Here is a 24,610-nt window from a genome sequence, read left to right on the forward strand (position 1 = left end):
CCTTTCATTCGAGGGTGAACTTAATATCTTCATCACGCACGGTGTGATCGTCGGTATCGTCAAACTCTTCATCTGCCTGCGTCACGCGTTTCTTGAGCAGCGAGAGCATCACGCCGCAAATCACCGTACCGATCCCCAACGCCAGACAGAACATCAGCGGCCTGGTAAACAGTGGAACCACAAACATACCGCCGTGCGGCACCGGCGCTTCCACTCCCCAGACCATAATCAGCCCGCCGGCGATGGCCGAGGCGACGACGCAACTGGCTACCACCCGGATCAGGTCGCGGGCGGCAATCGGGATCACGCCTTCGGTGATCATGCAGATTCCCATGGGGAATGCGGCTTTCAGCGCCTCTTTTTCCGCGCGGGTGTATTTGTGGCGGGTCAGCAGGAAAGAGAGCGTGATGCCAAAGGGTGGGATGATGGAACCGACAAATTTGACGGCTTCCGGGCCGTAAATACCGTCTACCAGCATGCCGTCGGCGAACAGCGACATGGTTTTATTCACCGGCCCGCCGAAGTCAAATGTCGCCATCGCCCCCAGAATCGCCCCCATCAGGAATTTCGAGCCGCCCTGCATGGATTCAAGCAGTTGGATCAGCGCTTTTTGTAGCCAGACGATAGGCTGGCCGATAAACGTCATCATCAGCAAGCCCGCGATAATGGTGCCGAGCAGCGGCAGGATCATGATGGGCATCAAGCCCTGCATGGAAACGGGAAGTTTAATATAGCGGCGCAGAAGCAGTACGGTGTAGCCGACCAGAAAGCCGCCGAGGATACCGCCGATAAACCCGGTCTGAATCTGGCCGCAGATAAAGCCGACGATCAGGCCGGGCGCGAAACCGGGGCGGTCGGCGATCGAGTAAGCAATGGCCGCGCTGATCAAGGGAACGATCAGACCCATGCCCCAGCCGCCAATCTGGTTCAGCATCCATGCCAGGCTGCCGGTTTTTTCCGCCACGCTGGGGCCGCCAATCACCTGACCGAGCGCGATACAAATACCGGCGGCGACAATTAGCGGAATCATCCAGGAAATACCGGTAAGGAGATGGCGTTTTATTTCCTGTCCAACTGTATTTGTTCTGGTGTTCATCATCGTTACCCCGAAAATTAATATTCAGGCGCGCGTTAAAGAACTCGCGACTTTTTCCAGAAACTTGACTGGAGATTTAATAACAATTTCCGTTTTTACCCGGACGATAGGTTTACCTTTGAATCGCTCCTCTCCTTTTATTTTGATATCGACGGCCAGGATAACGACATCGGCCGCGGCAATTTCATCGGGCGTTAATTCATTTTCTGTACCGATGGTGCCCTGAGTTTCCACTTTAATTGCGTAATTTAAGGCGTTGGCGCCTTTGATTAATTTCTCGCGCGCGATATAGGTATGCGCAATACCCGCTGTGCAGGCGGCAACACAAACAATATTCATTTTGAGCCTCGTCTTATGTCGGGTTTACGGGGGCGGTTTCGGCATACTGACTAAACAGGCGAATAATCTTATGGGGATCGGTTTCATTTAACAGTCGAGCGATCACCTCATCGTCGGCCAGCGCGCTGGCCACCTGAGACAGCAGGCGAATGTGTGTCGTGTTCTGATCTTCCAGACGCACGGCAAAAAGAATAATGCAGCGGACTTTAGTGCCGTCCAGCGTTTCCCAGGGAATATCCTGTCGGGTGCGGCCGATAGCCAGCGTGGTTTGTTTTACGGCGGAGGATTTTCCATGCGGGATCGCAATATGGTTTTCAAACCCGGTGGAGCCTTCGGCCTCGCGTAACCACACATCGTGAATAAACGCCTGTTTGCTGGTAATGGCGCCATCGGCATATAACAGCTCGGTTAATTCATTAATCGCCTCATCTTTATTGGTTGCGGACATGCTTAATTTCACACGGTTGGGATTGAGTATTTTGTTGATATCCATTAATCACACCTCATCGGTAAATTTAAGGAAATTAATGATCGGCTGAGGAACACTGAGGCGCGGCCTGATGCAATTTATTGGCGATGACTTTTTCGGTGACCCGTTTGATGTCGTCGTCATTAAAAAAGGCCGAAACATAAACAATCGGTATTTTCTGCTCTTCTAAATGAATGGTGGAAATAATCAGTTCAATATCTTCCTGCTGGCAAAAAGCCGCCATATTACCGGCCGAGACGACGCCGACAATAATCCAGTCGGGAAACGCTCTCAGAATACGGCTCTTTAACAGGTGCGAGGTGCCGACGCCGCTGGAACAGACCACCAGAATACGCTTATGGGCGATTTGCCGCTCCAATGCGGCCTGGAAATGAATGGTCAGGTAGCCGATTTCATCATCGGCAATGGTTTTTAATTGAAATTGCTCACAGACTTCATTCATTGCCTGACGGGACATTTGATAAATATCCTGAAATTCTTGCCTGATATCCTCTAATAAAGGATTACGAATATGAATCTGATATTTTAATCGGTTGAGCAACGGTTTGATGTGAATAAGCAGTCCTTCATGCAACAGTTTGTCGGTGCCTAAATCCATATTGATTAAATCGGAAAATGCCTGAATAAGCGCGCGTGTGATCTGGCGCGATTCTCCGTTGGAAAATGGATGGCGAACAGGCTGATTATCCGCACGTTCTTCCATGACAATACCGGAGGAAATAATATATTGATAAATAAACCAGACTTCATCGGAAGGTAAACGGTTATCAACGCGGTGTTCTATTTTGTCGACCATCTTTTTCGCAATGGAAAAGATCCGGTTATCCACCTGTTGATGGGTTGTCTCTTCATTCATTATTAACGCTTTTCCCACCGCGATGCGGTGCATCATTATTAAGGTGTGGGTGAAAATATTAATGTAATAGAGTTCGCCGAGCGGATAGGAGAGCTGCCGCTCCATCTCCTGCAACAGTGATTGCACAAAGGAGACGTCGCCTTCGCCGAAATAGTTTATCAGCGCTTTATAGCTGCCGGGATCGAGGCGGGAATGGCTAAGCGGGCCGGGTTCTTTGTGATGCATGACGCTATTGATTAACCATGCCATGGCCTGCCGCACGCGGTTTTCGCTGCCTTCAATATGCGTACCGCTCTGGCTGCGAACCAGTGTCAATCCCAGCGGGCGCAGCCAGCTTTCAATGATTTTGAGATCGTTAACGATGGAGGCGCCGCTGATAAAATAGCGTTCTGACAGTTTACTGATTGACGTTTCACGAGGCGTGTCGCTTAACAATTGCGAGGCGATTTTGACCCGGCGGGCATTGTTGGTCAGCGCATCGGAATCGCCGTCATCCACCACAATTTGCTGTTCCAGCAGGGTTAAACGCCGCTCGTCGTCAGCGGTTAACATTATTCCCGCGCCGACCTTTTTGTCTGGATAAATATTCCACACAGAAAGGAAGGCTTCAATAAATTGCATATCACGATAGACCGTCTTTTCCGACACATCCAGATAATGTGCAATATTATTAACCGTTACATACTCCTGGTGCTGTAACAGATATTTTAATAACCGGTTCTGTCGAGAAGTAAGTGGTTGCATCATATTACCCTTCTGTCATGAATGTTAGATTTCTGATGCTTATGGTTCGATTAGTTTTTTTTAACTTATTTCCTTTCTGTTCTTTTTATTGTGTTTCTTAAGGTGGTTCTGTAATGATTAATCTAGTCGCGATAGTGAATCACGACAATACTAAATGGTGTCCGCCGGATGGGACATAATTAAAACATGACGTTTCATGTCCATTAATTGAGCGCACGATCACATTACGCACTAAAATAAATAACTGTGATCTGGCCTGCATATTAATTATTTTTTCCATAATGGTGGGGGGAATAAAAATATTGGCGCGATTAAATGAAGACCGGCGCGCTTTCGACCCTATGCTCCCGGTTCTCTGTGACAGAACATCATCAGATAAGGTACTATTCCCGCCAAACAGACCGCCGTTGGGCGTGTCGGAAAGCGTTTTAATCGCGCCGCGATGTGAGGAAAGTGAAATAAATGAGTGAGATGACTCATGACGGCGCAGAAAGCCTTGCGCTGCATACGTTTACTGAAAATGCGTATCTGAACTATTCCATGTACGTCATCATGGACAGGGCGCTGCCGTTCATCGGCGATGGTCTGAAACCGGTACAGCGCCGTATCGTGTATGCCATGTCGGAGCTGGGCCTGAATGCCAGCGCCAAATTCAAAAAATCCGCGCGTACGGTCGGCGACGTGCTGGGTAAATACCATCCGCACGGCGACAGCGCCTGCTATGAAGCGATGGTATTAATGGCGCAGCCGTTCTCCTACCGTTATCCGTTGGTGGACGGGCAGGGAAACTGGGGCGCGCCGGACGATCCGAAGTCGTTCGCGGCCATGCGTTACACCGAATCGCGGCTGTCCAAATATGCGGAGGTGCTGCTTGGGGAACTGGGGCAGGGGACGGTCGACTATGTGCCGAACTTTGATGGCACGATGCAGGAACCGAAGATGCTGCCTGCTCGTCTGCCCAACATCCTGCTGAACGGTACGACGGGTATCGCGGTCGGTATGGCGACAGACATTCCGCCGCACAATATCCGTGAAGTCGCCGCCGCAGCGGTGGCGCTGATCGAAAAACCGGACGCGTCGCTGGAAGATTTGTTACAGCACGTTCAGGGGCCGGATTTCCCCACCGAAGCGGAAATCATTACGCCGCGTGAGGACGTGCGCAAGATCTACCAGAATGGCCGCGGTTCGGTTCGCATGCGCGCCATCTGGAAGAAAGAAGACGGCGAGGTAGTGATCACGGCGCTGCCTCACCAGGTTTCTGGCGCCAAAGTGTTGGAGCAGATTGCCAGCCAGATGCGCGCCAAGAAACTGCCGATGATTGAAGATTTACGTGATGAATCCGATCACGAAAACCCCACCCGTCTGGTGTTGGTGCCGCGCTCCAACCGAATCGATCTCGATCTGGTGATGAACCACCTGTTCGCCACCACCGATTTGGAAAAAAGCTACCGCGTCAATATGAATATGATCGGTCTGGATGGTCGTCCCGGCGTGAAAGGGCTGGTCGAAATCCTGAGCGAATGGCTGGTATTCCGGCGCGACACCGTGCGCCGCCGTCTCAACTACCGGCTGGAAAAAGTGCTCAAGCGTCTGCATATCCTCGAAGGTTTGCTGGTGGCGTTTCTGAATATCGATGAAGTGATTCATATCATCCGTACGGAAGACGAACCCAAACCGGTGCTGATGCGGCAGTTCAGCCTGAGTGAAACGCAGGCCGAAGCGATTCTGGAGTTGAAATTACGCCATTTGGCCAAACTGGAAGAGATAAAAATCCGGGGCGAGCAGGATGATTTGGCGAAAGAGCGCGATCAACTTCAGGCGTTGCTGGCGTCGGAGCGTAAACTCAGCAACCTGTTGAAGAGAGAGATTCAGGCGGATGCGCAAGCCTATGGCGACGAGCGTCGCTCGCCGCTGCATGAGCGCGGCGAAGCGAAAGCCATGAGCGAGCACGATTTCGTGCCTTGTGAACCGGTGACGATTGTGCTGTCGGAAATGGGCTGGGTGCGTAGCGCCAAGGGGCACGATATCGATCCTGCCGGGCTGAGTTATAAAGCGGGCGATAGCTTCCGGGCCGCCGCCAAAGGGAAAAGCAACCAGCCGGTGGTGTTTATCGATTCCACCGGCCGCAGCTATGCGCTGGACCCGCTCACGCTGCCTTCCGCCCGTGGTCAGGGCGAGCCGTTGACGGGCAAGCTGACGCCGCCGCCGGGCGCGACCATTGAGCAGGTGTTGATGGCGGCGGACGATCAGCCGTTGTTGATGGCTTCGGATGCCGGATATGGGTTCGTCTGCACCTTTAACGATCTGGTCGCGCGCAATCGCGCGGGCAAGGCGATCATTACCCTGCCGGATAATGCGAAAGCGCTTACGCCGATTGAAATCAACGGAGACGACAACCTGCTGATGGCGATTACCGCCGCAGGCCGGATGTTGCTGTTCCCGGTTTCCGACTTGCCGCAGTTGTCGAAAGGTAAAGGCAACAAAATCGTGTCGATTTCTGCCGCGGATTTTGCCAGCGGCAAAGATCGCCTGTCCTGGCTGTTGCCGCTGCCGCCACAGGCGTCGGTAACGCTGTACTTCGGCAAGCGCAAGCTGGTGCTGCGTGCCAATGAGCTACAGAAATACCAGTCTGAACGGGGTCGTAAGGGGACACTGCTGCGCGGCCTGCAACGCATCGATCGTATTGATGTGGATGCGCCGAAACAGGCTGGCGACGCCGCCGGCGAAGAATAAATTATCCGCACTGGGACAAGGATGCGTAAGGCGTCCTCGCCCGGTATCGCCGATCCCTTCGAATATTATCTGATTACCGGAACGCCAATCTGTTGCAAAAAGGATCACCGTGTTTTTTGTAGCGAAATCGCTATACTAGCGGCGGCGGTCGGGTTGGCTAATGAGGTTGTTATGTTATTCCTTCTTCGTTTTATTGTGGTGATTATATTTTCACTTCTAATCTGTATTTTTGGCTCTATTTACTGCCTTTTCAGCCCTAGAAATCCCAATCATGTCTCGACATTTGGCCGCCTGTTCGGACGCTTGTCGGTGGTTTTCGGTTTAAAGGTTGAGTTACGCATCCCTGAAGAGGCCGCGCATTACGGTAACTGTATCTATATCGCGAATCACCAGAATAATTACGATATGGTCACCGCCTCAAATGCGGTTCAACCGCGTACGGTCACCGTTGGAAAAAAAAACCTGTTGTGGATACCGTTCTTTGGCCCGCTGTACTGGCTGACGGGCAACCTGCTGATTGACCGTGAAAATCGGACCAAAGCGCATGGCACCATCGCTCAGGTGGTGAAACACATTAAAGAGCACAACATTTCCATCTGGATGTTCCCCGAAGGGACGCGCAGCCGCGGACGCGGTCTGCTGCCGTTTAAAACCGGCGCGTTTCATGCGGCGATCGCTGCGGAAGTGCCGATTGTGCCGATTTGTATTTCGACTACCAGCCACAAAGTGAAGTTGAATCGTTGGAACAACGGCCACGTGATCGTGGAAATGCTCCCGCCAATTGATACCCGTGCGTACACCAAAGAGCAGGTTCGTGAACTGGCTGCGCATTGCCACGATCTGATGGCCGCTAAACTGGCTCAATTGGACGCGGAAGTTGCGGCACGCGACGCGGCGGAAAAAAAATAATTCTTATACAGGTCCAATAGCTATTTCTTCCAGATAAGTTAACGGAAGCTAAACTTTGCAAACGGTTTAACAGATTTACGGAGTCATTATGTCACTCAGCCGGCGTCAGTTTATTCAGGCATCGGGGGTTGCGTTGTGTGCGGGTATGACGCCATTGGGGGTGAAAGCAAATCAAATCCCCGGTGCGTTACCGATTCCGCCGTTGCTGGAATCGCGCCGGGGGCAACCCTTGTTTCTGACGATGCAACGCGCGCGCTGGGCCTTTAGCGGCGTCCAAAAAACCTCGGTATGGGGAATCAACGGCCGGTATTTGGGCCCCACGGTACGGGTGTATGACGGGGATGACGTTAAGCTGATTTACAGCAATCGGCTGAATGAACCCGTGGCGATGACGGTGGGCGGATTACAGGTTCCCGGCTCCCTGATGGGCGGGGCCGCCCGCATCATCTCGCCGGGCGCGGACTGGTCGCCGGTTCTGCCGATTCGCCAGCCGTCCGCGACCTGCTGGTATCACGCCAATACGCCGAACCGCATGGCGCAGCATATCTATAACGGGCTGGCGGGGATGTGGCTGGTTGAAGACAGCATCAGCAAATCGCTCCCGCTTCCCAATCACTACGGCGTTGATGATTTTCCGTTGATTATTCAGGACAAACGTCTGGATAATTTTGGCGTGCCGATTTACAACCCGCCGGCAAACGGGGGATTCATGGGCGATACCCTGCTGGTGAATGGCGTGCAGAATCCGTTTGTGGAAGTGTCTCGCGGCTGGGTTCGTTTAAGGTTGCTGAATGCCTCCAATGCCCGCCGTTATGTGATGCGTTTGAGCGATGGGCGTGCGATGCATGTTATTGCCAGCGATCAGGGGTTTCTGCCCGCGCCGATGGCGATGAATCAGATCTCGCTTGCGCCCGGAGAACGGCGGGAAGTCCTGATTGACATGGCTCAGGGCGGTGAGGTGACGCTGACGGCGGGCGAATCCGCCGGGATCATGGATCGCCTGCGCGGTTTGTTTGAGCCTTCCGGCATTCTGATTTCAACCCGGGTTTTAACGCTCAAACCAACGGGATTACTGCCGTTGGTGACCGACAATCTGCCGATGCGCTTGCTGGCGGATAACATCATTGAAGGCGGCATCAGCCGTACGCGCGAATTTCGTCTGGGCGACAGGCTGCCGGGCATTAATGGCGCCATATGGGATATGACCCGAATGGATGTGCAAACACAGTTTGGCCGTTGCGAACGTTGGCTGATCCATGCCGATGTGCCGCAGTCATTTCATATACAAGGCGTGAAGTTTCTGGTGCGCAGCGTGAATGGCGTGGCTGTGGCGAACGAGGACAGCGGCTGGAAAGATACCGTCTGGGTTGATGAAGATGTTGAATTGCTGGTTTATTTCACCCAGCCTTCATCACTGGCATTTCCGTTCCTGTATTACAGCCAGACGCTGGAATTGGCTGACCGCGGCTCCGCCGGGCAGTTGATCGTGCAGCCGTCTGCCTGAAATGGCCGTATCCTGGCGTCAGGTGTAAAAAATCGCCGTCGCGGTTTGCAACGCCGCTGGCGACGGCTTGAACGGTGGCGGCAAGGATGGCCCGCCTGAAAAATGCCAGCTTGCGCGGAATGGATCTGATTACGGCAGCCGAGAATCCGGGAAGTGGCGACGCAATGTCCCCCAGTCCGGCGCGCCTGCCGCGCCCTGGCCGGCAATCACGCAGGCAGCGACCCGGTTAGCCAGATCGACGGCGTCCGGCAGCGGCCAGCCTGCCGATAGTCCTGCCAGCAGGCCGCCGCTGTGCGCATCGCCAGCCCCAATGGTATCCACGACGCTGACCGGGTAGGCGGCGATGGCCGTCGGTTCGCCGTCTGGCGGGCAAATCCAGGCGCCTTCCTTATCCATTCTACAGATCAGCATTAACCCGCTGCGCTGCGCGTAAAGCCAGGCTTGTGAAACCGGATCGCCTTCCCCGCATAGCTGTTTTGTCTCATCACGGTTCAAGGTCAGTATGGTATCGGTGCCGGACAGAGCGGTAATAAATTCTGGCGGAATGAACGGAAGACGTGGCCCGAAATCCACCAGCTTTTTCTGCGGCTGTTCCAGTATCCATTCGCGTAATGCCTGTCCCCCCTCGCCAAACAGCTCGTAGCCGTTCACATAGAGCAACGCATTTTCCGGTGGCGTCAGCTGTTGCAGCAGTTCACGGCTGCAATGCGCTTCGCATCCGGTGATACCGATGAACGTGCGCTCGCCATCCGGTTCCGTCATGGCAATGCACCAGCCATTATCCATTTCCGTATTGCGTAACAACACGGGCAGATTCATCTCCGTCATGGCGGCTTCAACGGCTTTGCCCCAGGAACCGTTGCCGACGGGCATGCCGTTGATGATCGGGACATTGAGGCGGAACAGCACGCGGGCCACGTTAAAGGCGCAGCCCCCAATCTGCTGCCCCAAATCCTTGCCTTCGACATCTTCCCCGCTGACGGGGAGACGCGGCAGCGCCAGCAGCATATCGCCGCAGGCGCCGCCGATAACGACAATGGGGCGTTCAGGTACAAAGGCTGTCATATCTGTTTCGCCTTCGGGGTAACCAGCAGGTAGAGCCAGTAGGTGACCAGGCTAATCGCGAAAGAGACAAACAGGCCGAGGCTGGAGTTGGCAAAAATACCGATTGCCAGCGGCCCGTCGATGAAGCCGGTTTTGGTGACCATCAAACCGGAAATCGCGCCCAGCAGCCAGCAGAACAGCGGCACCCAGCGTACGCCAAGATTTTTGCCATTCAGACCAAAAACCGCGTCGGCGTTATAACCGTGGCGCTGGCGAATCCAAAGATAATCAAGGATAAATACCGCGCACCACGGACCAAGAAACAGGCCGCAGAAAATCAGAAAGGAGATAAACGGCGTCAGGAAATCACCGGAAATAAACAGCACATAGATAGCGACGCCGACCACCAGCACGGCGTCAAACGCGACGGCGACAGACTGGCGTACTTTTACGCCGATGGTCAGCAGGTTAAGGCTGGCGGAATAGAGGCTGAGCACGGCAATCGTCACAATCCCCGCCGTTGCGGTCAACAGATAAGGCACTGACATCCAGGCGGGCAGCACGGTGCCGATCAGGGCAATCGGATTGGCGGAACTCGTGAGGCCGGGCAGTTGTGACGACAGCAGGATGCCCGCCAGCATCAGCAGTATCAACGGGAACGCCGCGCCGCCGACCACGGCGGAAAATACGCTGCGGCGGCTGGACGACGGGCTTTGATAACGGCTGTAGTCGGCGCCGGCGATGGTCCAGCCGACGCCGGTTCCGGCGGCAATGACGGAAACCGCGGGCAGGAAGCCGGTCAGCCAGTTGCCTGACGGCAGCGACAGCACGGTGTGCCACGGCGTATTGAACAGAATATAGATGACCACTACCAGCGTCATCGTGCCGAAAATCCGGGTGATCCAGCTTTGCAAAAAGATCAGCGTATTCTGTCCCAAAATACTGACGGCGATGGTCAGCCCGCCGAACAAGAGCAGACAAACCGCCGTCAGCGTGGTACTGGCGCTGAGTCCTGTGGCTTCAAACAACGCGGACAAGGTCAGCGTGCCGGTAATGAGATTCACGGCCTCCCAGCCCATCAGGGTAAACCAGCTCATCGCCGTTGGCGCGATGTTGCCTTTGAAGCCGAAAATGGTGCGGGAGAGCGTTAGCGTCGAGGTCCGGCCGGTTTGCCCGGCAAAGGAGGTGCAACCGACCAGCGCGAAGCTGGCGGTGCCGACAACGGCCGCAAGGATGGACTGAAAAAAAGAGAGGCCGAACGACACGATAATCGCGCCGTACACAATGCCGAGAATCCCGATATTGGCCGCGCACCAGATCCAGAATAGCGCCAGCGGCTTGCCGGTACGCGCTGATTCCGGCACTAAATCAATCCCGGTATTTTCTACTTCCCAGGTTTTGCTTTGTGATGGTACGTCGTTGGATGCTGTGTGTTTTTCTGGCGAATGCACGTCTTTTTGCTGTGTTGCGCCCATGCTGGCATGCTCCTTTTTATCCCTGGTTTACCATGAATGGCGGCAAGGGGAAATTCATCATGCAACCGATAACGGCTTGATTATCGTTTCCCGTATTCATATCGGCACTCAGCGTATCATAAAGTTATGTCAATACCAGCCGATGCAATAGATAGCGATTTCGTTCTTCCAATATCGGCGAGTGGAGGCGTGAAATCATGGATATCGCGCAGGAAAAGGCATTGGAAAACGCGAGTTTTGATGAAAATCGAGGATTTTGATGAAAAGTGGTGCGGCTGTGACCCCATGCCTGGAGAAAGCAGGCAATATGTTTGGGGGCAGCCGCATCACGGACTTCACGAATACACACTCATCGCGTCACCGACTGGGAACAAAGACAGCCGAAAATGGCGTCGTGAGGTGTTTTTTGTTTGGTCATTCTGATGACCCCTGGTGTTGGCGCTTCTTGCAGAAGTGTACGAAAATTACGCCCTGGGTGAAAGTCCAATTTAATACCTTAAGAGTGCCAATCTCAATCCTAATAAGTTTTTTCTGATAATGTTGTTCGATTCATTATTTATGCTTAACAATTACGTATGCTGAAAGCGGCGTAAAATGATAAAAGGCTGCAATATGCAGGAATTACTTGTTTGGATACAAAAGCAACTGAGCGAACAATCTTCAGCGCCGCGTTATATACGGCTGGCTTCGCTGCTTGAAACGGAAATCGGACGGCGTAAGACCTTGTCAGGGCAGTTTTTACCTGCTGAAAGGTTGATAGCCCAGCAGCTTGGCTTATCGCGCGTCACCGTATCCCGTTCTATGTCGCTGCTGGAAAAGAAAGGGCTGGTTGTTCGTCAGCAAGGCGTGGGAACTCGGATCAGTCAACATCTGAATTATTCGTTGGATTCCGATGAGGCCGGCTTTACCTCCCTGGTGATGCAGCAAGGTGGGATAGCCGGTAATCTCTGGCTTGAGCGGGGCAAAAAGGCGTTGCCCGCGTCGATAGCGGCGGAAATGTCTTTGCCGCCAGAGACGCTGACCACCAAGTTACGGCGCGTTCGTTTAATCAACGGCGCGCCGGTGTCGTTGGAAGACAACTGGATTCCGCTGGGGTTATTGCCGGAGCCTGAGCAACTTGAACATTCGCTCTATCAATATTGGGCGGCCCGGAATATTTACCCGGATAAAAAGCGCTATCGTTTGAAGGCGCTGGCGTGTCCGGCGAACATCGCCGAACATTTGCATATTCCTGTGGATTCACCCGTCTTGCTATGCCGGCAGCATTCTTACAACGCGCATGGCGATCTGCTGGAATATTGTGAAATATATTGTCGCAGCGATGTGTATGACTTTCAGGTGGCGGATTGAAACTGAACCATCTGGGAGGAGGCATACCGGCAAACGGTCTCCGTTTGCCGGCGAAGAAAAAAATTAATTGTTGCCGGGCGCGTCAGGATCGGAACCGAGGCGTTTATCGCTGTCCAGTTTTGCGATTTCGCTTAGCTCGTCTTTATCCAGGCGGAAATCGAACACGTCAAAATTTTCCCGGATACGTGAAGGCGTGACTGACTTTGGGATCACCACCAGCCCGTTATCCAAATGCCAGCGGATCACCACTTGTGCCGGGGTTTTGCCGTACTTGGTCGCCAGTTTGCGGATGATCGGCTGATCGAAGACGCCTGCGCCGCCTTGTGCCAGCGGGCTCCAGGATTCGGTTTGAATGTGATGGTTTACGTTCCAGATATGCAGCGTGCGTTGTTGTAACAGCGGGTGCAATTCAATCTGGTTAATCACAGGCAGAACACCGGTTTCATCTTTCAGACGCTGTAAATGGTGAGCATGGAAGTTGCTGACCCCGATGCTTTTGGTCAGCCCCTGTTCCTGTAACTTAATCAACCCTCGCCAGGCCTCCACATAAGTGTTCTGTTGCGGCAGCGGCCAATGAATCAGGTACAAATCCACATAATCCAGCCGCAGTTTTCGCAGGCTGGCTTCCAGCGCCTGTTGCGGATCGTTCTGATCGCTGTTCCAGAGCTTGGTCGTAATGAATAATGCGTCACGCGGAAGGTCCGAATTCTGCAATGCCCGGCCGACACTCTCTTCATTGTTGTAAATCGCCGCGGTGTCTATGGCGCGGTAACCTGTATTTAAGGCTTCAGTGACGGCATCCACCGTTTCTTTATTGCTTGCCTGCCAGACGCCGAGGCCCAACTGCGGCATGATATTGCCGTCAGCCAGTTTAATTTTGGGTTGCGTCATATCATTCTCCTTTTTCATCCGTTAATCAATATGATATCGGGTGGTTAACGGGAGTTGACAGCCCATCTATACCGCGATCCGATGCGATATCGAACCGCTTACTAGAACGGGTATGCCGCTTCATTCTAGTAGAAAAACATTTTCATGTTTTATACCCGCTTCATAATTTCGGTCGGCAAGCGTTGTCGATTGCCGGAGGCGTGGTTTCCCGTGGCGACTAAACGCTATTTTTACGCCATACCACCACGGCCATGCCGATCAATCCGCACAGCAGCAGAACCATAGGAAGAATGATCAGCGCGGTCATCACCTGATCTTCATGGCGTTTTACCAGCGGAATCTGGCTCAGGGCGTAACCCAGCGTCACGATCCCCCCGACCCAAAGGAAGCCGCTTAGCCAGTTGAAGATCTGAAAACGGGTGTTGTTCAGACCAGAAATACCGGCCATCGTCGGTAACAGCGTTCGGATAAAAGCCAGAAAACGGCCGATCAGCAAAGCGACCAGTCCGTGGCGATGAAAAAGATGGTAGGCACGTTGGTGATAGTGGGCGGGTAACTGTAACAGCCAGCTTTTCACCAGCCGGGTATCGCCCAGCCAGCGCCCTTGCAGATAGCTGAACCAACAACCGAGGCTGGCGGCCACGGTCAGCAGAATCATGGTGGGGAAGAAACTCATGACGCCTTTGGCAATCATGGCGCCCGTCAGTAATAACAGGCTGTCACCCGGTAGAAAGGCGGCCGGCAGCAAAGCATTTTCCAGCAATAAGGTGGTGAACAAAATACCGTAAATCACCCATATGACTTTGGGATCGGCCAGCGCGCTGAAATCCTGCTGCCATAGCGCCTGAATAATTTCGTGAACCACGCTCATATTACTTTCCTGCCAGGTGACTAAGCCTTAAAAAAACAATCGTACTTAACCTACGCTGATTTACCTACGCTGATTTCAAAGCCGGGATCGCGCGTCTATCCTTCCTGATAAACGCTCAATTTTGGCTTAGTTAGGTATAGCAAAGTTCCAGCCAAAGTTTATCTGCTCTATCATACACGCTTGCCTTGCCTGCCGCAGGGAAATCGGGCGATGGGGCGTGATGAGCGTCATATTGCCTGTATTCGGCTAAAACCCGCGGCCAGATCCTCAATCAGATCGTCAACGTCTTCGAGCCCGATATGTAATCGAATTAGGGTGCCGGTAAAATCAACACCCGCAACCGGACGGACGGACGCCAACTCATCAGGCTGATTGGCCAGGATCAGCGATTCAAATCCCCCCCATGAATAAGCCATGCTGAAGTGCTCGAAATGGTCCAGATAGTTTGCCAACTCTGTTTTGCTCAGACGATCTTTCAGCACGAATGAGAACAGGCCATTACACCCTGAGAAATCCCGGACATAGAACTCATGGCCTTTACATTCTGGCAAGGCGGGATGATTAACGACCGCCACGTCGGGGCGCTCTGACAGCCATTTGGCGATGCGAATGCTGCTTTCCTGATGCTGTTTCAGGCGGACGCCCAGCGTACGCAAGCCGCGGCTGGCAATGTAGGCGGTATCGGCGTCTACCATTTGTCCCATCAGGTAGGAGTGCTCGCGCAGTTGTTCCAGACAGCGTTGGTTGGCAACGGCCGTACCCAACATGGCATCGGAATGGCCTACAATATATTTGGTGCCGGACTGCACGGAAATATCTATGCCGAATTCCAGCGCCCTGAACAGAATGCCTGCGGCCCAGGTATTATCCATAATAATGACGATTTCTGGATTAATGCGCCGCGCCGCTTGCACAATCGCCGGAACATCATGAACTTCCATGGTGATGGAGCCTGGGGATTCCAGAAACACGACGCGGGTATTTTCCTGAACGAGTTCACTGATGCCCGCGCCAATCAGCGGATCGAAATAGGTGGTGCCGACATTCAGCTTTTGTAGAACAGTATTACAGAAACTTTGCGTGGGTTCGTAGGCGGAGCCGGTTACCAGCACATGATCGCCCGCCGAAACGAAAGATAGAATGGCGTTGGCGATCGCCGCCGCGCCGCAGGGATAGAGTACGCACCCCGCGCCGCCCTCCAGTTCGGTCATCGCCTCCTGTAAGGAGAAGTGGGTCAGCGTACCGCGGCGGCCATAAAACAGCGCGCCTTTTGCCCGATTGATGGCGGCGTGTTTTTTATCCTGAACGGTGTCGAAGACCAGGGAGGAAGCGCGTTGGATAATCGGGTTTACGGAACCTTGCGTGAATTTCTTGCTGCGTCCAGCGGCGACTAACGCCGTTGCCGTTTTTTTGCTTGTCATAACCAATATCACCTTTTCTCTGTTCAGGTCCTGCCGGGTTATTCAAAACGCCTGTATGACCATGGATTAGCGGGAGGTATCTTTGCCAGGCTTTATACGTTATCACGGCTTGAACGGCGCGTGGATGCGCTTTTCCGTCTGGCGGGAAAAAGGGGAGGCGTTAATGCCATTACGCAGTGTCAAGGGGCTGCCAGCCAGGTGAAGATGAACGTCTTTCAAGTATCAACGCGGTGCAGGTAAAAAGATGGGAGCAAAGCCTGTGGCGTGTAAATAATAATGAGAACGACTATCAATTCACTCAGGGTCTGATATTATTTCAGACGGATTTCTGCGTCATTCAGTGATGGATTAAACGGTGGAGGCACAGCGTGAACATGGCTGTCAGTAACATTACTCAACAAGTGGCATCAGCCTGGCAAAAAAAACGTGGGGCGTTCAGCGCATTTTCCCGTGGCGTACTGGCTATTCTGCTGTTTAGCGCAGGGCTGAGCGGAAATGCGCTCGCGGCCCCTGCGACAGCGCCTATTTCCGGCGATAATTCGGACTCGGCCGTCACTCAGTCCGCCCCTGCTGCCGTGGCGCCGGATACGCTGACGCCGGAGGCATTAGCTTCGACTCCGGCTTCATCGCTCTCGCTTCCTGCGAGCGCCGCGCCGGGGACGAGCAATCTGATGAGAACGGATCTGTCTGTCTGGGGCATGTATCAACACGCGGATGTCGTTGTGAAAACAGTGATGATCGGCCTTCTGTTGGCGTCCGTCATCACCTGGGCGATTTTCTTCAGTAAAAGCGTTGAACTGATGGGAGCAAAGCGCCGCCTGCGTGGTGAGTATCAGGCGCTGGAACAGGCCAGAACGCTGGATGATGCGGCAGAAACCGCTGAAGCTTTCAAAGCGGGCAGTGTGGCGCGGCAACTGCTGGTTGATGCGCAGAATGAACAGGAATTATCCGCCCGTTCTGACGACAACAACGGCATCAAAGAGCGTACCGCTTTTCGTCTGGAACGTCGCGTTGCGGCGGCAGGGCGTCATATGGGGCGTGGCAACGGTTATCTGGCGACGGTGGGCGCGGTCGCTCCCTTTGTCGGGCTATTTGGTACGGTGTGGGGCATTATGAACAGCTTCATTGGTATCGCGCAAACGCAGACCACCAATCTGGCTGTTGTCGCGCCGGGGATCGCCGAAGCGTTGCTGGCCACGGCAATCGGTTTGATTGCGGCCATCCCTGCGGTGGTGATTTATAACGTTTTCGCCCGCTGGATTGCCGGCTATAAAGCGTTGCTGGGCGATGTTGCCGCACAGGTGCTGTTGCTGTTGAGCCGCGATCTGGACGTTGCCGCCAGCAATGATAATCGCGTGTCGTCATCGGCGCATAAACTGCGAGTGGGATAAGTGTCATGGCGATGCATTTGAACGATGATGTGAGTGACAATGGCGAGATGCATGACATCAACGTGACGCCGTTTATTGATGTCATGCTGGTTCTGCTAATCATCTTTATGGTGGCGGCGCCGTTGGCGACGGTAGACATTCGCGTTGACCTGCCTGCATCTTCCGCCGCCCCTCAGCCGCGCCCGGAAAAGCCGGTTTACCTGACCGTGAAAGCCGATAGGCAATTATATGTCGGCGATGACGTGGTGAGTGAGCAGTCGCTGGCTCAGGTACTGGATGCCGCTACCAATGCGAATAAAGAAACCACCATCTTTTTTCAGGCAGATAAAAGCGTGGATTATGAAACCATGATGAATGTCATGGATGCGCTGCGCAAAGCCGGTTATCTCAAGATTGGATTGGTTGGGGCGGAATCCGCCGCCAAATAATCCAATATGGAGAAGTCAATCATTCGCGGTGGCGTCTGATTCACCGACGTGAATCAGGGTGCCGCCAGTGTATCCGGGTCGGTATATAGCGTTTGTCCTCGTCCAGCGGTTGTTGGTCGATCAAACGCGTGATCATCTCAAAGCTGTTTCTTGCCAGCGTTTCACAATCCTGTGCGATGGTATCGATCTTCAGCGGTAAACAATCGAACAGATAGTGGTCGTCAAAGCTGCACAGGCGGATGTCACTTTCCATCAGGTTATGCTGATTCAGGTAGCGCAACACCCCTTCCAGCAAGCCACAGGCGGCGACAAACAGCGCTTTAGGCGGGCGGCCTAGCGTCGCGCATAGCTGCGCGAACATTTCATAGCCTGAACTGGGATGATAGCTGCCATGAATAATCCACTCTGGCCGGCACGCCAGACCTGCTCGCTGTAATCCTAATTGAAACCCTGCCAAACGGTCACGAGTAGGAGAAATGCGCGATTGACCGCCAATGAAATAGAACTCATCCTGGCCCTGGCGGGCGATGCGCTCCACCAGTTCCGCCGTTGATTCCACGGCTTCGGAGATGACCAGCGGCAATGCGGAATCGCCTATCATCCGGTCAAACTGAACAACCGGCAACTGCTGATTGATCTTCTGGTATTCGCTATCGTTGAGTAGGCTGGAAGCCACGATCAGTCCATCCACCTGACGCTGTATCAGACTGTTGACGGCCATGATTTCCTGACTGGCATTTTCATCCGTACAGGCGATCAGCAGTTGTAATCCCGCTTCGCGGCATAAACATTCCAGCTCACGCGAGATGACGGCGAAGCCATAGTTGGTCATTTCCGGCACCACCAACCCTAACGTATTACTTCGGGAAGAACGCAGCGAACGGGCATGAATGCTGGGTTGATAGCGCTGTTCGCGGGCAATGGCCAGAATACGATCGCGGGTTTCATCAGAAACGCGGAACTCTTTGCTGCGGCCATTGAGTACCAAACTCGCGGTGGATTTTGATACGCCGGCCAATTTTGCGATATCGCTGATTGTTACGCGTTTAGTCTGTTTCACCGGGGCGTCTACTGTGAGAAAAAGGGGTGTTATTTTATCATGCATGACGCCAACAGCCAGTGTTGCAGCGTCAGTCGTCCCGGTCCGCGGAAGGAAAGCGTCGCATCGTGCTCCGGGAAATAGCGGGTAGACATCACCGCGGCGCCTTCATTGATGAAAATTTCGATACTGGAACGATCGCACAGGATCTGCAACTGATTAAGTTCCCCACACCAGTAGCGGTGTTCGGGTTCGCCCGTGCGCAGGTTACGACGGCTTAATTTCAGGCATTCGCCATCCCAGCAAAGCACCAGCAGAGAAGAGAAATCCAACTGGAATTCGCCCTGCGACGTCAGCAAGATTTCCGCGCTGTGAATGGGAAGAGACGGCGAGTAGTCGGCAGTACCCTGCCAGGCATAATGCTGTGTACGCAACTGTTGTAGTTCACGGGCTGGCTGTTGATAAAGCCTATCGCCACGCAGCGTCAGCTCTCTCGGACAGGTCATGGTGTGGAGCCAGCCATGTGCTATCGTTGGGTAAAAAAACTCGTTTTCGTCGGGAATCGCCATCCAGGCAAACATCAGACGCCGACCATCCTCACTCTCTGTGGTTTGCGGCGCGTAGAATTCAAAACCAAGATCCAGTTCGTGGAACGCCTGATGCTGGTAATGGCCGCGCTGGTAATCCAGAGAACCAACGAAGTAGCCTGCCTGAAAGGTATTCAGGCAACGGTCTCCTTTCGGCGGAAGACCTTGCGGGCAGCAAATGAGGATTTCTCGTCCGCTGAGAGGGAATAAGTCCGGGCATTCCCACATGTAGCCGAAATCACCGAGTCCGCCGAGCCGGGAACCTGCGATTTCGGCCATTTTCTCCCAATTGAACAAATCGTCGGAACGATACAACAGCACTTTTCCCTGTAGCGCGTTATCCTGCGCGCCCAGCACCATGTACCAACTGCCGTCATGTTTCCAGACTTTCGGATCGCGGACATGGCCGGTATACCCTTCGGGCAGCGTCAGTACCGGCCCCAGTTTGTCGTATTCGCCGTTGCCGTTCTCACGGGCGACACACTGGAAAGCGGTACGCGAACCATCCTTATATTTGACGTTGCCGGTATAAATCAGCGTGATAGCCCCGTTATCCACTACGGCGGAGCCTGAATAGCAACCGTGAGTTTCGTAGCTTTCACTGGGAATCAGCGCGACAGGTTCATGCTCCCAGTGAACCAGATCGGCGGAACTCCAGTGCCCCCAAAATTTTGCTCCGTGGGCGCAGGCTAAAGGATTCCACTGATAAAACAGATGGTAACGCCCATTGTGATGAATAAATCCATTCGGGTCGTTGAGCAACCCCACGTTCGGCGACAGATGCCAGGCCGGGCGGTAAGGATCATTATGAGCCAGGCTATAACCCGACATCAGGGCATGCGCCATGCGCTTCAATAAGTGGATTTCCTTCATTATTCGCTACCCGTTTTATATTTCAGTAACATAGCGATGGTAAACGCCGTACTGAAGGCGATCAGCATACCAATCAGCAAGCTCAGCATTGAGCCTGACTGTGCGATAGCCAGTCCGGGGATACCAGTCAGACCAACCGCTGTCATGCCGACATGATTAAGCACGACCCAAGCGCCACCCAGCGCACCGCCAGCCAATCCCGCCAGAAACGGTTTAACGAATCTTAGGTTGATACCAAATATAGCCGCTTCGGTAATGCCGAGCAGGGCAGAAAATGCGGATGGGAGAGCAATCGCTTTGATCTTCACGTCCCTGGTTTTGAAATACACGGCTAGACACGCGGCGCCTTGCGCCACGTTCGCCATGGACCAAATCGGCAGCAGAAAGTTTACGCCGATCTTCGGATTTCCCAGCAGGCCGGCTTCAATCGCGTGGAAACTGTGGTGAACGCCGGTAATGACGATGACGGAATAGAGGCCGCCAAACAGCAACCCGGCCAGCCATCCGGCGTGGGTAATCAATGAACTCAATACGAAAGAGATGCCGTCGCCCAGCATACGGCCCACCGGACCGATGATCAGTAAAGCGATAAAGCCGGAAATGATCACGGTCAGGAACGGGGTAATAATGATATCCAGCGTATCGGGCACCACTTTACGCAGGCGTTTCTCCACCGTGCTCATGAACCAGACGGTCAGCAGCACCGGGAATACCGTGCCCTGATAGCCCACCATGGCGATATCCAGACCGAACAGGTTCATGGTCTGGAAACCGCTGGCAACTCCCCAGGCGTTGGTGAGCGCGGGATGGGTGAGAATACCGCCCAGCGTGGCGCCGAGATAAGGGTTTCCGCCAAATTCCCGTGCGGCGGTGAAGCCGATGAGGATGGGCAGGATGATAAAGGCGGCGGAACTGCACATGTCGAGCATGATGAAAATCGCGCTGCCGGCATCGGCCCAGCCGTAGGTTTTGATCAACCCGAGCAGCCCCATCAGCAGACCGGACGCCACAATAGCCGGAATGATGGGAACAAAGATATTCGACAGCAGACGTGCCAGACGTTGCAGCGGATTAAGTTTCTGTGCGGCCAGTGTTGCGGCTTCGGATTTGCTGGATTCACTGATACCGGCGACCTTGATGAACTCGGCGTAAACTTTATTTACCAGTCCGGAGCCGAAGATGATCTGAATCTGCCCGGCGTTTTGAAAGCAGCCTTTGACGCCCTCGATCCGGTCAATCGCTTTTTTTTCGGCCAGACTATCATCGTTCAATACCAAACGCAGACGAGTGGCGCAGTGGGCGGCGTTGACGATGTTTTCTTTTCCGCCCAACAAGGGGATAAGCGCTGTCGCTATGGCGTTAATGTCCATTTTATTCCTCTATTATGATTCGGATACACGGTATCCTCAATGCCGGTCACCGGAGGTGACGACCGGCGATCGTGCTGACTGTCAGAACCAGGTTTCCATTTGGACGCCAAAATTCCATTCTCCGCCGGCGGTAAAGCCGGTGGAGCCGAATGTGTCTTCACTGGAATAGTTATCCAGCCGTTTATCCCAGTCCATATAGCTGGCGAACAAACGCAGTTCGGGGCGGCTGAAGATGTTTGCTATCTCACTCACTTTAAAGGTGGGTGCGAGCGTCATCTTATAGAAGCCGCCGCTGACCTGGTTAAGACCCCGGTAGTTACGCGGATCGAGATCCATATACTGGTAGCTGCCTTCATAAGCCAGGGCGAAATTCTCGGTGATTTCCTGAACCAGACGCGCATTGAAGATGACCCACTGATAATCATCACCTTTCACATAACGGTCCTGACTCGTCTGAGCGAAAATAGAAGGGGCAAAAGTCCAGCGATTGCTCAATGGCGTATCGCCATAAGTGGCCAGACGCCAGGTGTCGGCATCATTGCTCAGGTTTCCGTCCGAACCGACGCTTTTGACCTCTGCGCCTAAACCATGACCGTAAAGAACGGCCACCTTCGCGCTGCCTTCACGCAGGCCATAGAAGTCGTCGCCGTGCCAGACGGCCATGGCGTGATAACCTTTATCGCCAGCATTGGTGTTGGTGACAGTGATGTTGTCGCGGCGGGTTCCGGTATTTTCTTTTACGTCATTGTTTTTCGCTTTTAACCCGCTCAGCATAAACTGGAACGGACCCGCAAAGTTATTGGCGGTGAAAACATAGTTTTTGATGTCGTTATCCAGCGCGGTGATTTCACCCAGGCTGCGACCGTAAAGAGAAAAGTTGCTTTTAAAACCCTCCGTCCACTTCACGTCATAAACCCCGCCGCCGGTGCCGGCCAGAAAAATGACGTCGCTGTCCAACTCATGAATGTCAAAGTTGTCGCGATCAAAACGTTTGCCCGCCCACAGCGTGGTTTCCTTGAATATGCCGGTGAACGTCGGCAGCGAACCCAGTTCGACAAACGCTTCACGCACATTCAAATCACTGGTATCCGCTGTCCAATCATTATAGGTGCGCTGACCGTCGGCCATCATGACTTTAAATCGGGTAGTGGCGCCGTTATCCAGTTTTTGTTTATGTTCCAGCTTCAACTCGAGATAAGTGTCATCTTCATTGCCCAGACGGCCAACATATCCACCGGTTTGGCCTGCGGGAGACATCCCTGGCCCAATGTCGGTTTGAGAACTGGTGGCGGAATCATTAATGGACAGGCCCGAGCGGGCATAGGCGTGAAATTCAAAACCGTCCGCGGACGATTTTTTGTTGGCGAGATCGGTCGTGCGTTGTTCAACCTGTTGGGTCTTTTGTTCAGTCTGTGCCGTTCTGGTCGCGAGTTCTTGTGTTCGTTTTTCTGCTGCATCAGCGCGGGCTTCGGCTGCCGAGGCCCTGGCTTCGGCTTGCTGTAGTCGTTGTTCAAGGGCGTTCAGGCGTGCTTCGATGCTGTCTGAACTGGCCGCAGAGACACAGAGAGGGGATGAAAGTAATAATCCTAATGTTATGGCATAACGGCTTTGCTTCATGTTGCATTCTCTTCTTTGGTAGTACTTTGCTGTGTCAGCATCAGATTTGCTAAATTAATGGCTAAACCGATTTTTCAAGGAAAATAAAGGGGGGAAACCGGGTTGGCAAGGAATTTTACCAACCCGGTTCTGTAACTGTGATCCTGACGACAAAACAGGCCATTAACCTGTCTCAACAAGAAAAGAGTTAGTGTTTGGCGAGCGATATCGACTCAAGCTGTTGGGCATAAGGCAGCGCGGTCATGGCGCCTTTTGCTGTGGTGGCGAGCGCACCGCACCATTGCGCCTGTTCAAGCACGTTTTCCCACGAGCCTGGTTGCGACAAGTCGTTATGTTCGGCGAGTCCATGCAGCAGGCCGGCGACAAAAGCATCGCCTGCTCCCGTGGTGTCGACCGGGGTGACGTAAGGCGCGGCAAAGTGCTGAAGCTGGCGGCGGTCATGCAGCCACACCCCTTCGCTGCCTAGCGTAACCAGCAACAGTTTGATGGGGAAGCGCTGCATCAACTGTGCGATGCCCTGTTCAAGTTCATCTGTGGCGCTGAGAAAATTCAGCTCTTCGCGAGACAATTTCACTACATCGGCCAGCGCCAGCGCTTGGGAGAGCGCATCCTGCAAGGCTTGCGGGCTGCTCCACAAATCTTCGCGAATGTTGGGATCGAAACTCACCCAGCCCTGTGCGGATTTGATACGTCGCATGGCCTGGAAAGCGGTGTCGCGTGAAGGTTCCTGCGATAAAGCGATCGAACACAGATGCAGCCATTCACCGGGGTTGAAAGTGGGTAAATCCTCGGTTTGCAGGAATAAATCGGCGCTGGGACGTACCATGAACGTGAAAGATCGTTCGCCAAATTGGTCCAGATTGACCACCACGGTCGAGGTGCGGTAACGGCCATCCCGAATCATGTGGCGAATGTCCACGCCCTCCCGGAACAGCACGTCTTGCAGAAAGTGACCAAATACATCATCACCCACGCGACCAATAAAGGCGCTGCGGCCTCCCAGTCTGGCAATGCCGACGGCGACGTTGGCGGGGGCGCCGCCAGGACATTTGAGATAACGCTCTGAGTCTTCCGGGATGAGATCGACCACGGCGTCACCCATCACCCAAATTTTATGTGCCATAAAAGTACTCTTATCAAGAATGTTGAAACTGTTTGCTAAAATAGAAGAATCGGTTTAGCAGTGCAATATCATTCATTGGAATGATATTGGGCGCCTTTAAAAAAAAGGCACTTTTACCTCATTCAGCAAGCTGAAAAGGTATGCGGTTCCCCCTTCTATCGTCTGTCTCGGCAGGCTAAATAAAACGGCCGCGTGTCCGATACCTTAGGAACGTGGGCGGGTTGCGGCTCGCGAACAGGATCGATGACGTATTAAGGAGAAAGAGATGAGTCACTCCGCCTTTTTTCGGATTTCCCGCGGTGCGTAATTACAATCTGCTTTGGATTCTGTGGGCGATATGGGCCTTCATGGTGATTGCCTGGTTTGTTGATATCCTCAGCGATTCCCCCCTCCAGACCTATAGCCGGGCTTTGGCAACTGTGCTCGGTACCGGCGCGCTGATGGCGTTTTTTTATAAAG

At 53.5% G+C, this 24,610-nt stretch carries 20 protein-coding genes; 6 read left to right on the forward strand and 14 right to left on the reverse strand.

Translation table 11 applies throughout. The features are described 5' to 3' along the window. Positions 1-4 precede the first annotated feature (4 nt). From EH207_RS01320 to EH207_RS01335, 4 genes are read right to left on the reverse strand one after another with little or no spacing between them, the layout of a single operon-like run. Positions 5-1,096: a PTS fructose transporter subunit IIC gene (locus tag EH207_RS01320; RefSeq protein WP_137712401.1), complete on the reverse strand. Its 1,092-nt coding sequence runs from the start codon at positions 1,094-1,096 to the stop codon at positions 5-7. Between the two features lie 24 nt (positions 1,097-1,120). Further along, positions 1,121-1,435, reverse strand: coding sequence for a PTS fructose transporter subunit IIB (locus EH207_RS01325; RefSeq protein WP_137712402.1), 315 nt, complete (start codon positions 1,433-1,435; stop codon positions 1,121-1,123). A gap of 13 nt (positions 1,436-1,448) precedes the next feature. Next, entirely contained in the window at positions 1,449-1,928 is a 480-nt protein-coding gene (locus EH207_RS01330) for a PTS sugar transporter subunit IIA (RefSeq protein ID WP_137712403.1), read from the reverse strand. Between the two features lie 31 nt (positions 1,929-1,959). Then, entirely contained in the window at positions 1,960-3,528 is a 1,569-nt protein-coding gene (locus tag EH207_RS01335; RefSeq protein ID WP_137712404.1) for a BglG family transcription antiterminator, read from the reverse strand. A gap of 459 nt (positions 3,529-3,987) precedes the next feature. Between EH207_RS01335 and parC the strand changes: the two genes are divergently transcribed. From parC to ftsP, 3 genes are all read left to right on the forward strand, one after another. Further along, positions 3,988-6,258: a DNA topoisomerase IV subunit A gene (parC, locus tag EH207_RS01340; protein ID WP_137712405.1), complete on the forward strand. Its 2,271-nt coding sequence runs from the start codon at positions 3,988-3,990 to the stop codon at positions 6,256-6,258. A 171-nt stretch (positions 6,259-6,429) separates the two neighbouring features. Then, on the forward strand, positions 6,430-7,167 hold the full coding sequence (locus EH207_RS01345; RefSeq protein WP_137712406.1) for a 1-acylglycerol-3-phosphate O-acyltransferase: 738 nt from the start codon (positions 6,430-6,432) through the stop codon (positions 7,165-7,167). 88 nt (positions 7,168-7,255) lie between these two features. After that, the gene (gene ftsP, locus EH207_RS01350) at positions 7,256-8,671 is read left to right on the forward strand and encodes a cell division protein FtsP (protein WP_137712407.1); all 1,416 of its coding nucleotides are present in this window, start codon (positions 7,256-7,258) and stop codon (positions 8,669-8,671) included. A 129-nt stretch (positions 8,672-8,800) separates the two neighbouring features. On the opposite strand, the gene EH207_RS01355 is transcribed toward ftsP, so the two are convergent. Beyond that, positions 8,801-9,736: a PfkB family carbohydrate kinase gene (locus EH207_RS01355; RefSeq protein WP_137712408.1), complete on the reverse strand. Its 936-nt coding sequence runs from the start codon at positions 9,734-9,736 to the stop codon at positions 8,801-8,803. Then, entirely contained in the window at positions 9,733-11,190 is a 1,458-nt protein-coding gene (locus EH207_RS01360; RefSeq protein WP_137712409.1) for a purine-cytosine permease family protein, read from the reverse strand. Before EH207_RS01360 ends, EH207_RS01355 begins: the two co-directional genes overlap by 4 nt. A gap of 612 nt (positions 11,191-11,802) precedes the next feature. Here EH207_RS01360 and EH207_RS01365 point away from each other — a divergent pair. After that, complete coding sequence (locus tag EH207_RS01365) at positions 11,803-12,540, forward strand: GntR family transcriptional regulator (protein WP_137712410.1); 738 nt, start codon at positions 11,803-11,805, stop codon at positions 12,538-12,540. Between the two features lie 63 nt (positions 12,541-12,603). Here the strand turns inward: EH207_RS01365 and dkgA are convergent, their stop codons facing one another. The 3 genes from dkgA to metC form a co-directional block, all read right to left on the reverse strand. Next, positions 12,604-13,431 carry a 2,5-didehydrogluconate reductase DkgA gene (gene dkgA, locus EH207_RS01370; protein ID WP_137712411.1) on the reverse strand — a complete coding sequence of 276 codons (828 nt, stop codon included), beginning with the start codon at positions 13,429-13,431 and terminating at the stop codon, positions 12,604-12,606. A 217-nt stretch (positions 13,432-13,648) separates the two neighbouring features. Next, entirely contained in the window at positions 13,649-14,302 is a 654-nt protein-coding gene (locus EH207_RS01375; RefSeq protein WP_137712412.1) for a DedA family protein, read from the reverse strand. Between the two features lie 227 nt (positions 14,303-14,529). Further along, positions 14,530-15,723, reverse strand: coding sequence for a cystathionine beta-lyase (gene metC / locus EH207_RS01380; protein ID WP_137712413.1), 1,194 nt, complete (start codon positions 15,721-15,723; stop codon positions 14,530-14,532). Positions 15,724-16,091: 368 nt separating this feature from the next. Between metC and exbB the strand changes: the two genes are divergently transcribed. Beyond that, positions 16,092-17,114, forward strand: coding sequence for a tol-pal system-associated acyl-CoA thioesterase (exbB, locus tag EH207_RS01385; protein ID WP_246048919.1), 1,023 nt, complete (start codon positions 16,092-16,094; stop codon positions 17,112-17,114). 5 nt (positions 17,115-17,119) lie between these two features. After that, positions 17,120-17,542: a TonB system transport protein ExbD gene (gene exbD, locus EH207_RS01390; RefSeq protein WP_137712415.1), complete on the forward strand. Its 423-nt coding sequence runs from the start codon at positions 17,120-17,122 to the stop codon at positions 17,540-17,542. A 40-nt stretch (positions 17,543-17,582) separates the two neighbouring features. Here the strand turns inward: exbD and EH207_RS01395 are convergent, their stop codons facing one another. The 5 genes from EH207_RS01395 to EH207_RS01415 form a co-directional block, all read right to left on the reverse strand. After that, entirely contained in the window at positions 17,583-18,602 is a 1,020-nt protein-coding gene (locus EH207_RS01395) for a substrate-binding domain-containing protein (protein ID WP_137712416.1), read from the reverse strand. 29 nt (positions 18,603-18,631) lie between these two features. After that, a complete protein-coding gene (locus EH207_RS01400) occupies positions 18,632-20,041 on the reverse strand; it encodes a glycoside hydrolase family 32 protein (protein ID WP_137712417.1) in 1,410 nt (469 codons plus the stop codon). Continuing rightward, entirely contained in the window at positions 20,041-21,411 is a 1,371-nt protein-coding gene (locus tag EH207_RS01405; protein ID WP_137712418.1) for a sucrose-specific PTS transporter subunit IIBC, read from the reverse strand. Before EH207_RS01405 ends, EH207_RS01400 begins: the two co-directional genes overlap by 1 nt. A gap of 81 nt (positions 21,412-21,492) precedes the next feature. Further along, positions 21,493-23,028, reverse strand: coding sequence for a carbohydrate porin (locus EH207_RS01410; RefSeq protein WP_137712419.1), 1,536 nt, complete (start codon positions 23,026-23,028; stop codon positions 21,493-21,495). A 187-nt stretch (positions 23,029-23,215) separates the two neighbouring features. Further along, on the reverse strand, positions 23,216-24,151 hold the full coding sequence (locus EH207_RS01415; RefSeq protein ID WP_137712420.1) for an aminoimidazole riboside kinase: 936 nt from the start codon (positions 24,149-24,151) through the stop codon (positions 23,216-23,218). Positions 24,152-24,610: the final 459 nt, after the last annotated feature.

Origin of the sequence: Brenneria rubrifaciens, assembly GCF_005484945.1 — a bacterium.
GTDB classification, from domain to species: Bacteria; Pseudomonadota; Gammaproteobacteria; order Enterobacterales; family Enterobacteriaceae; genus Brenneria; species Brenneria rubrifaciens.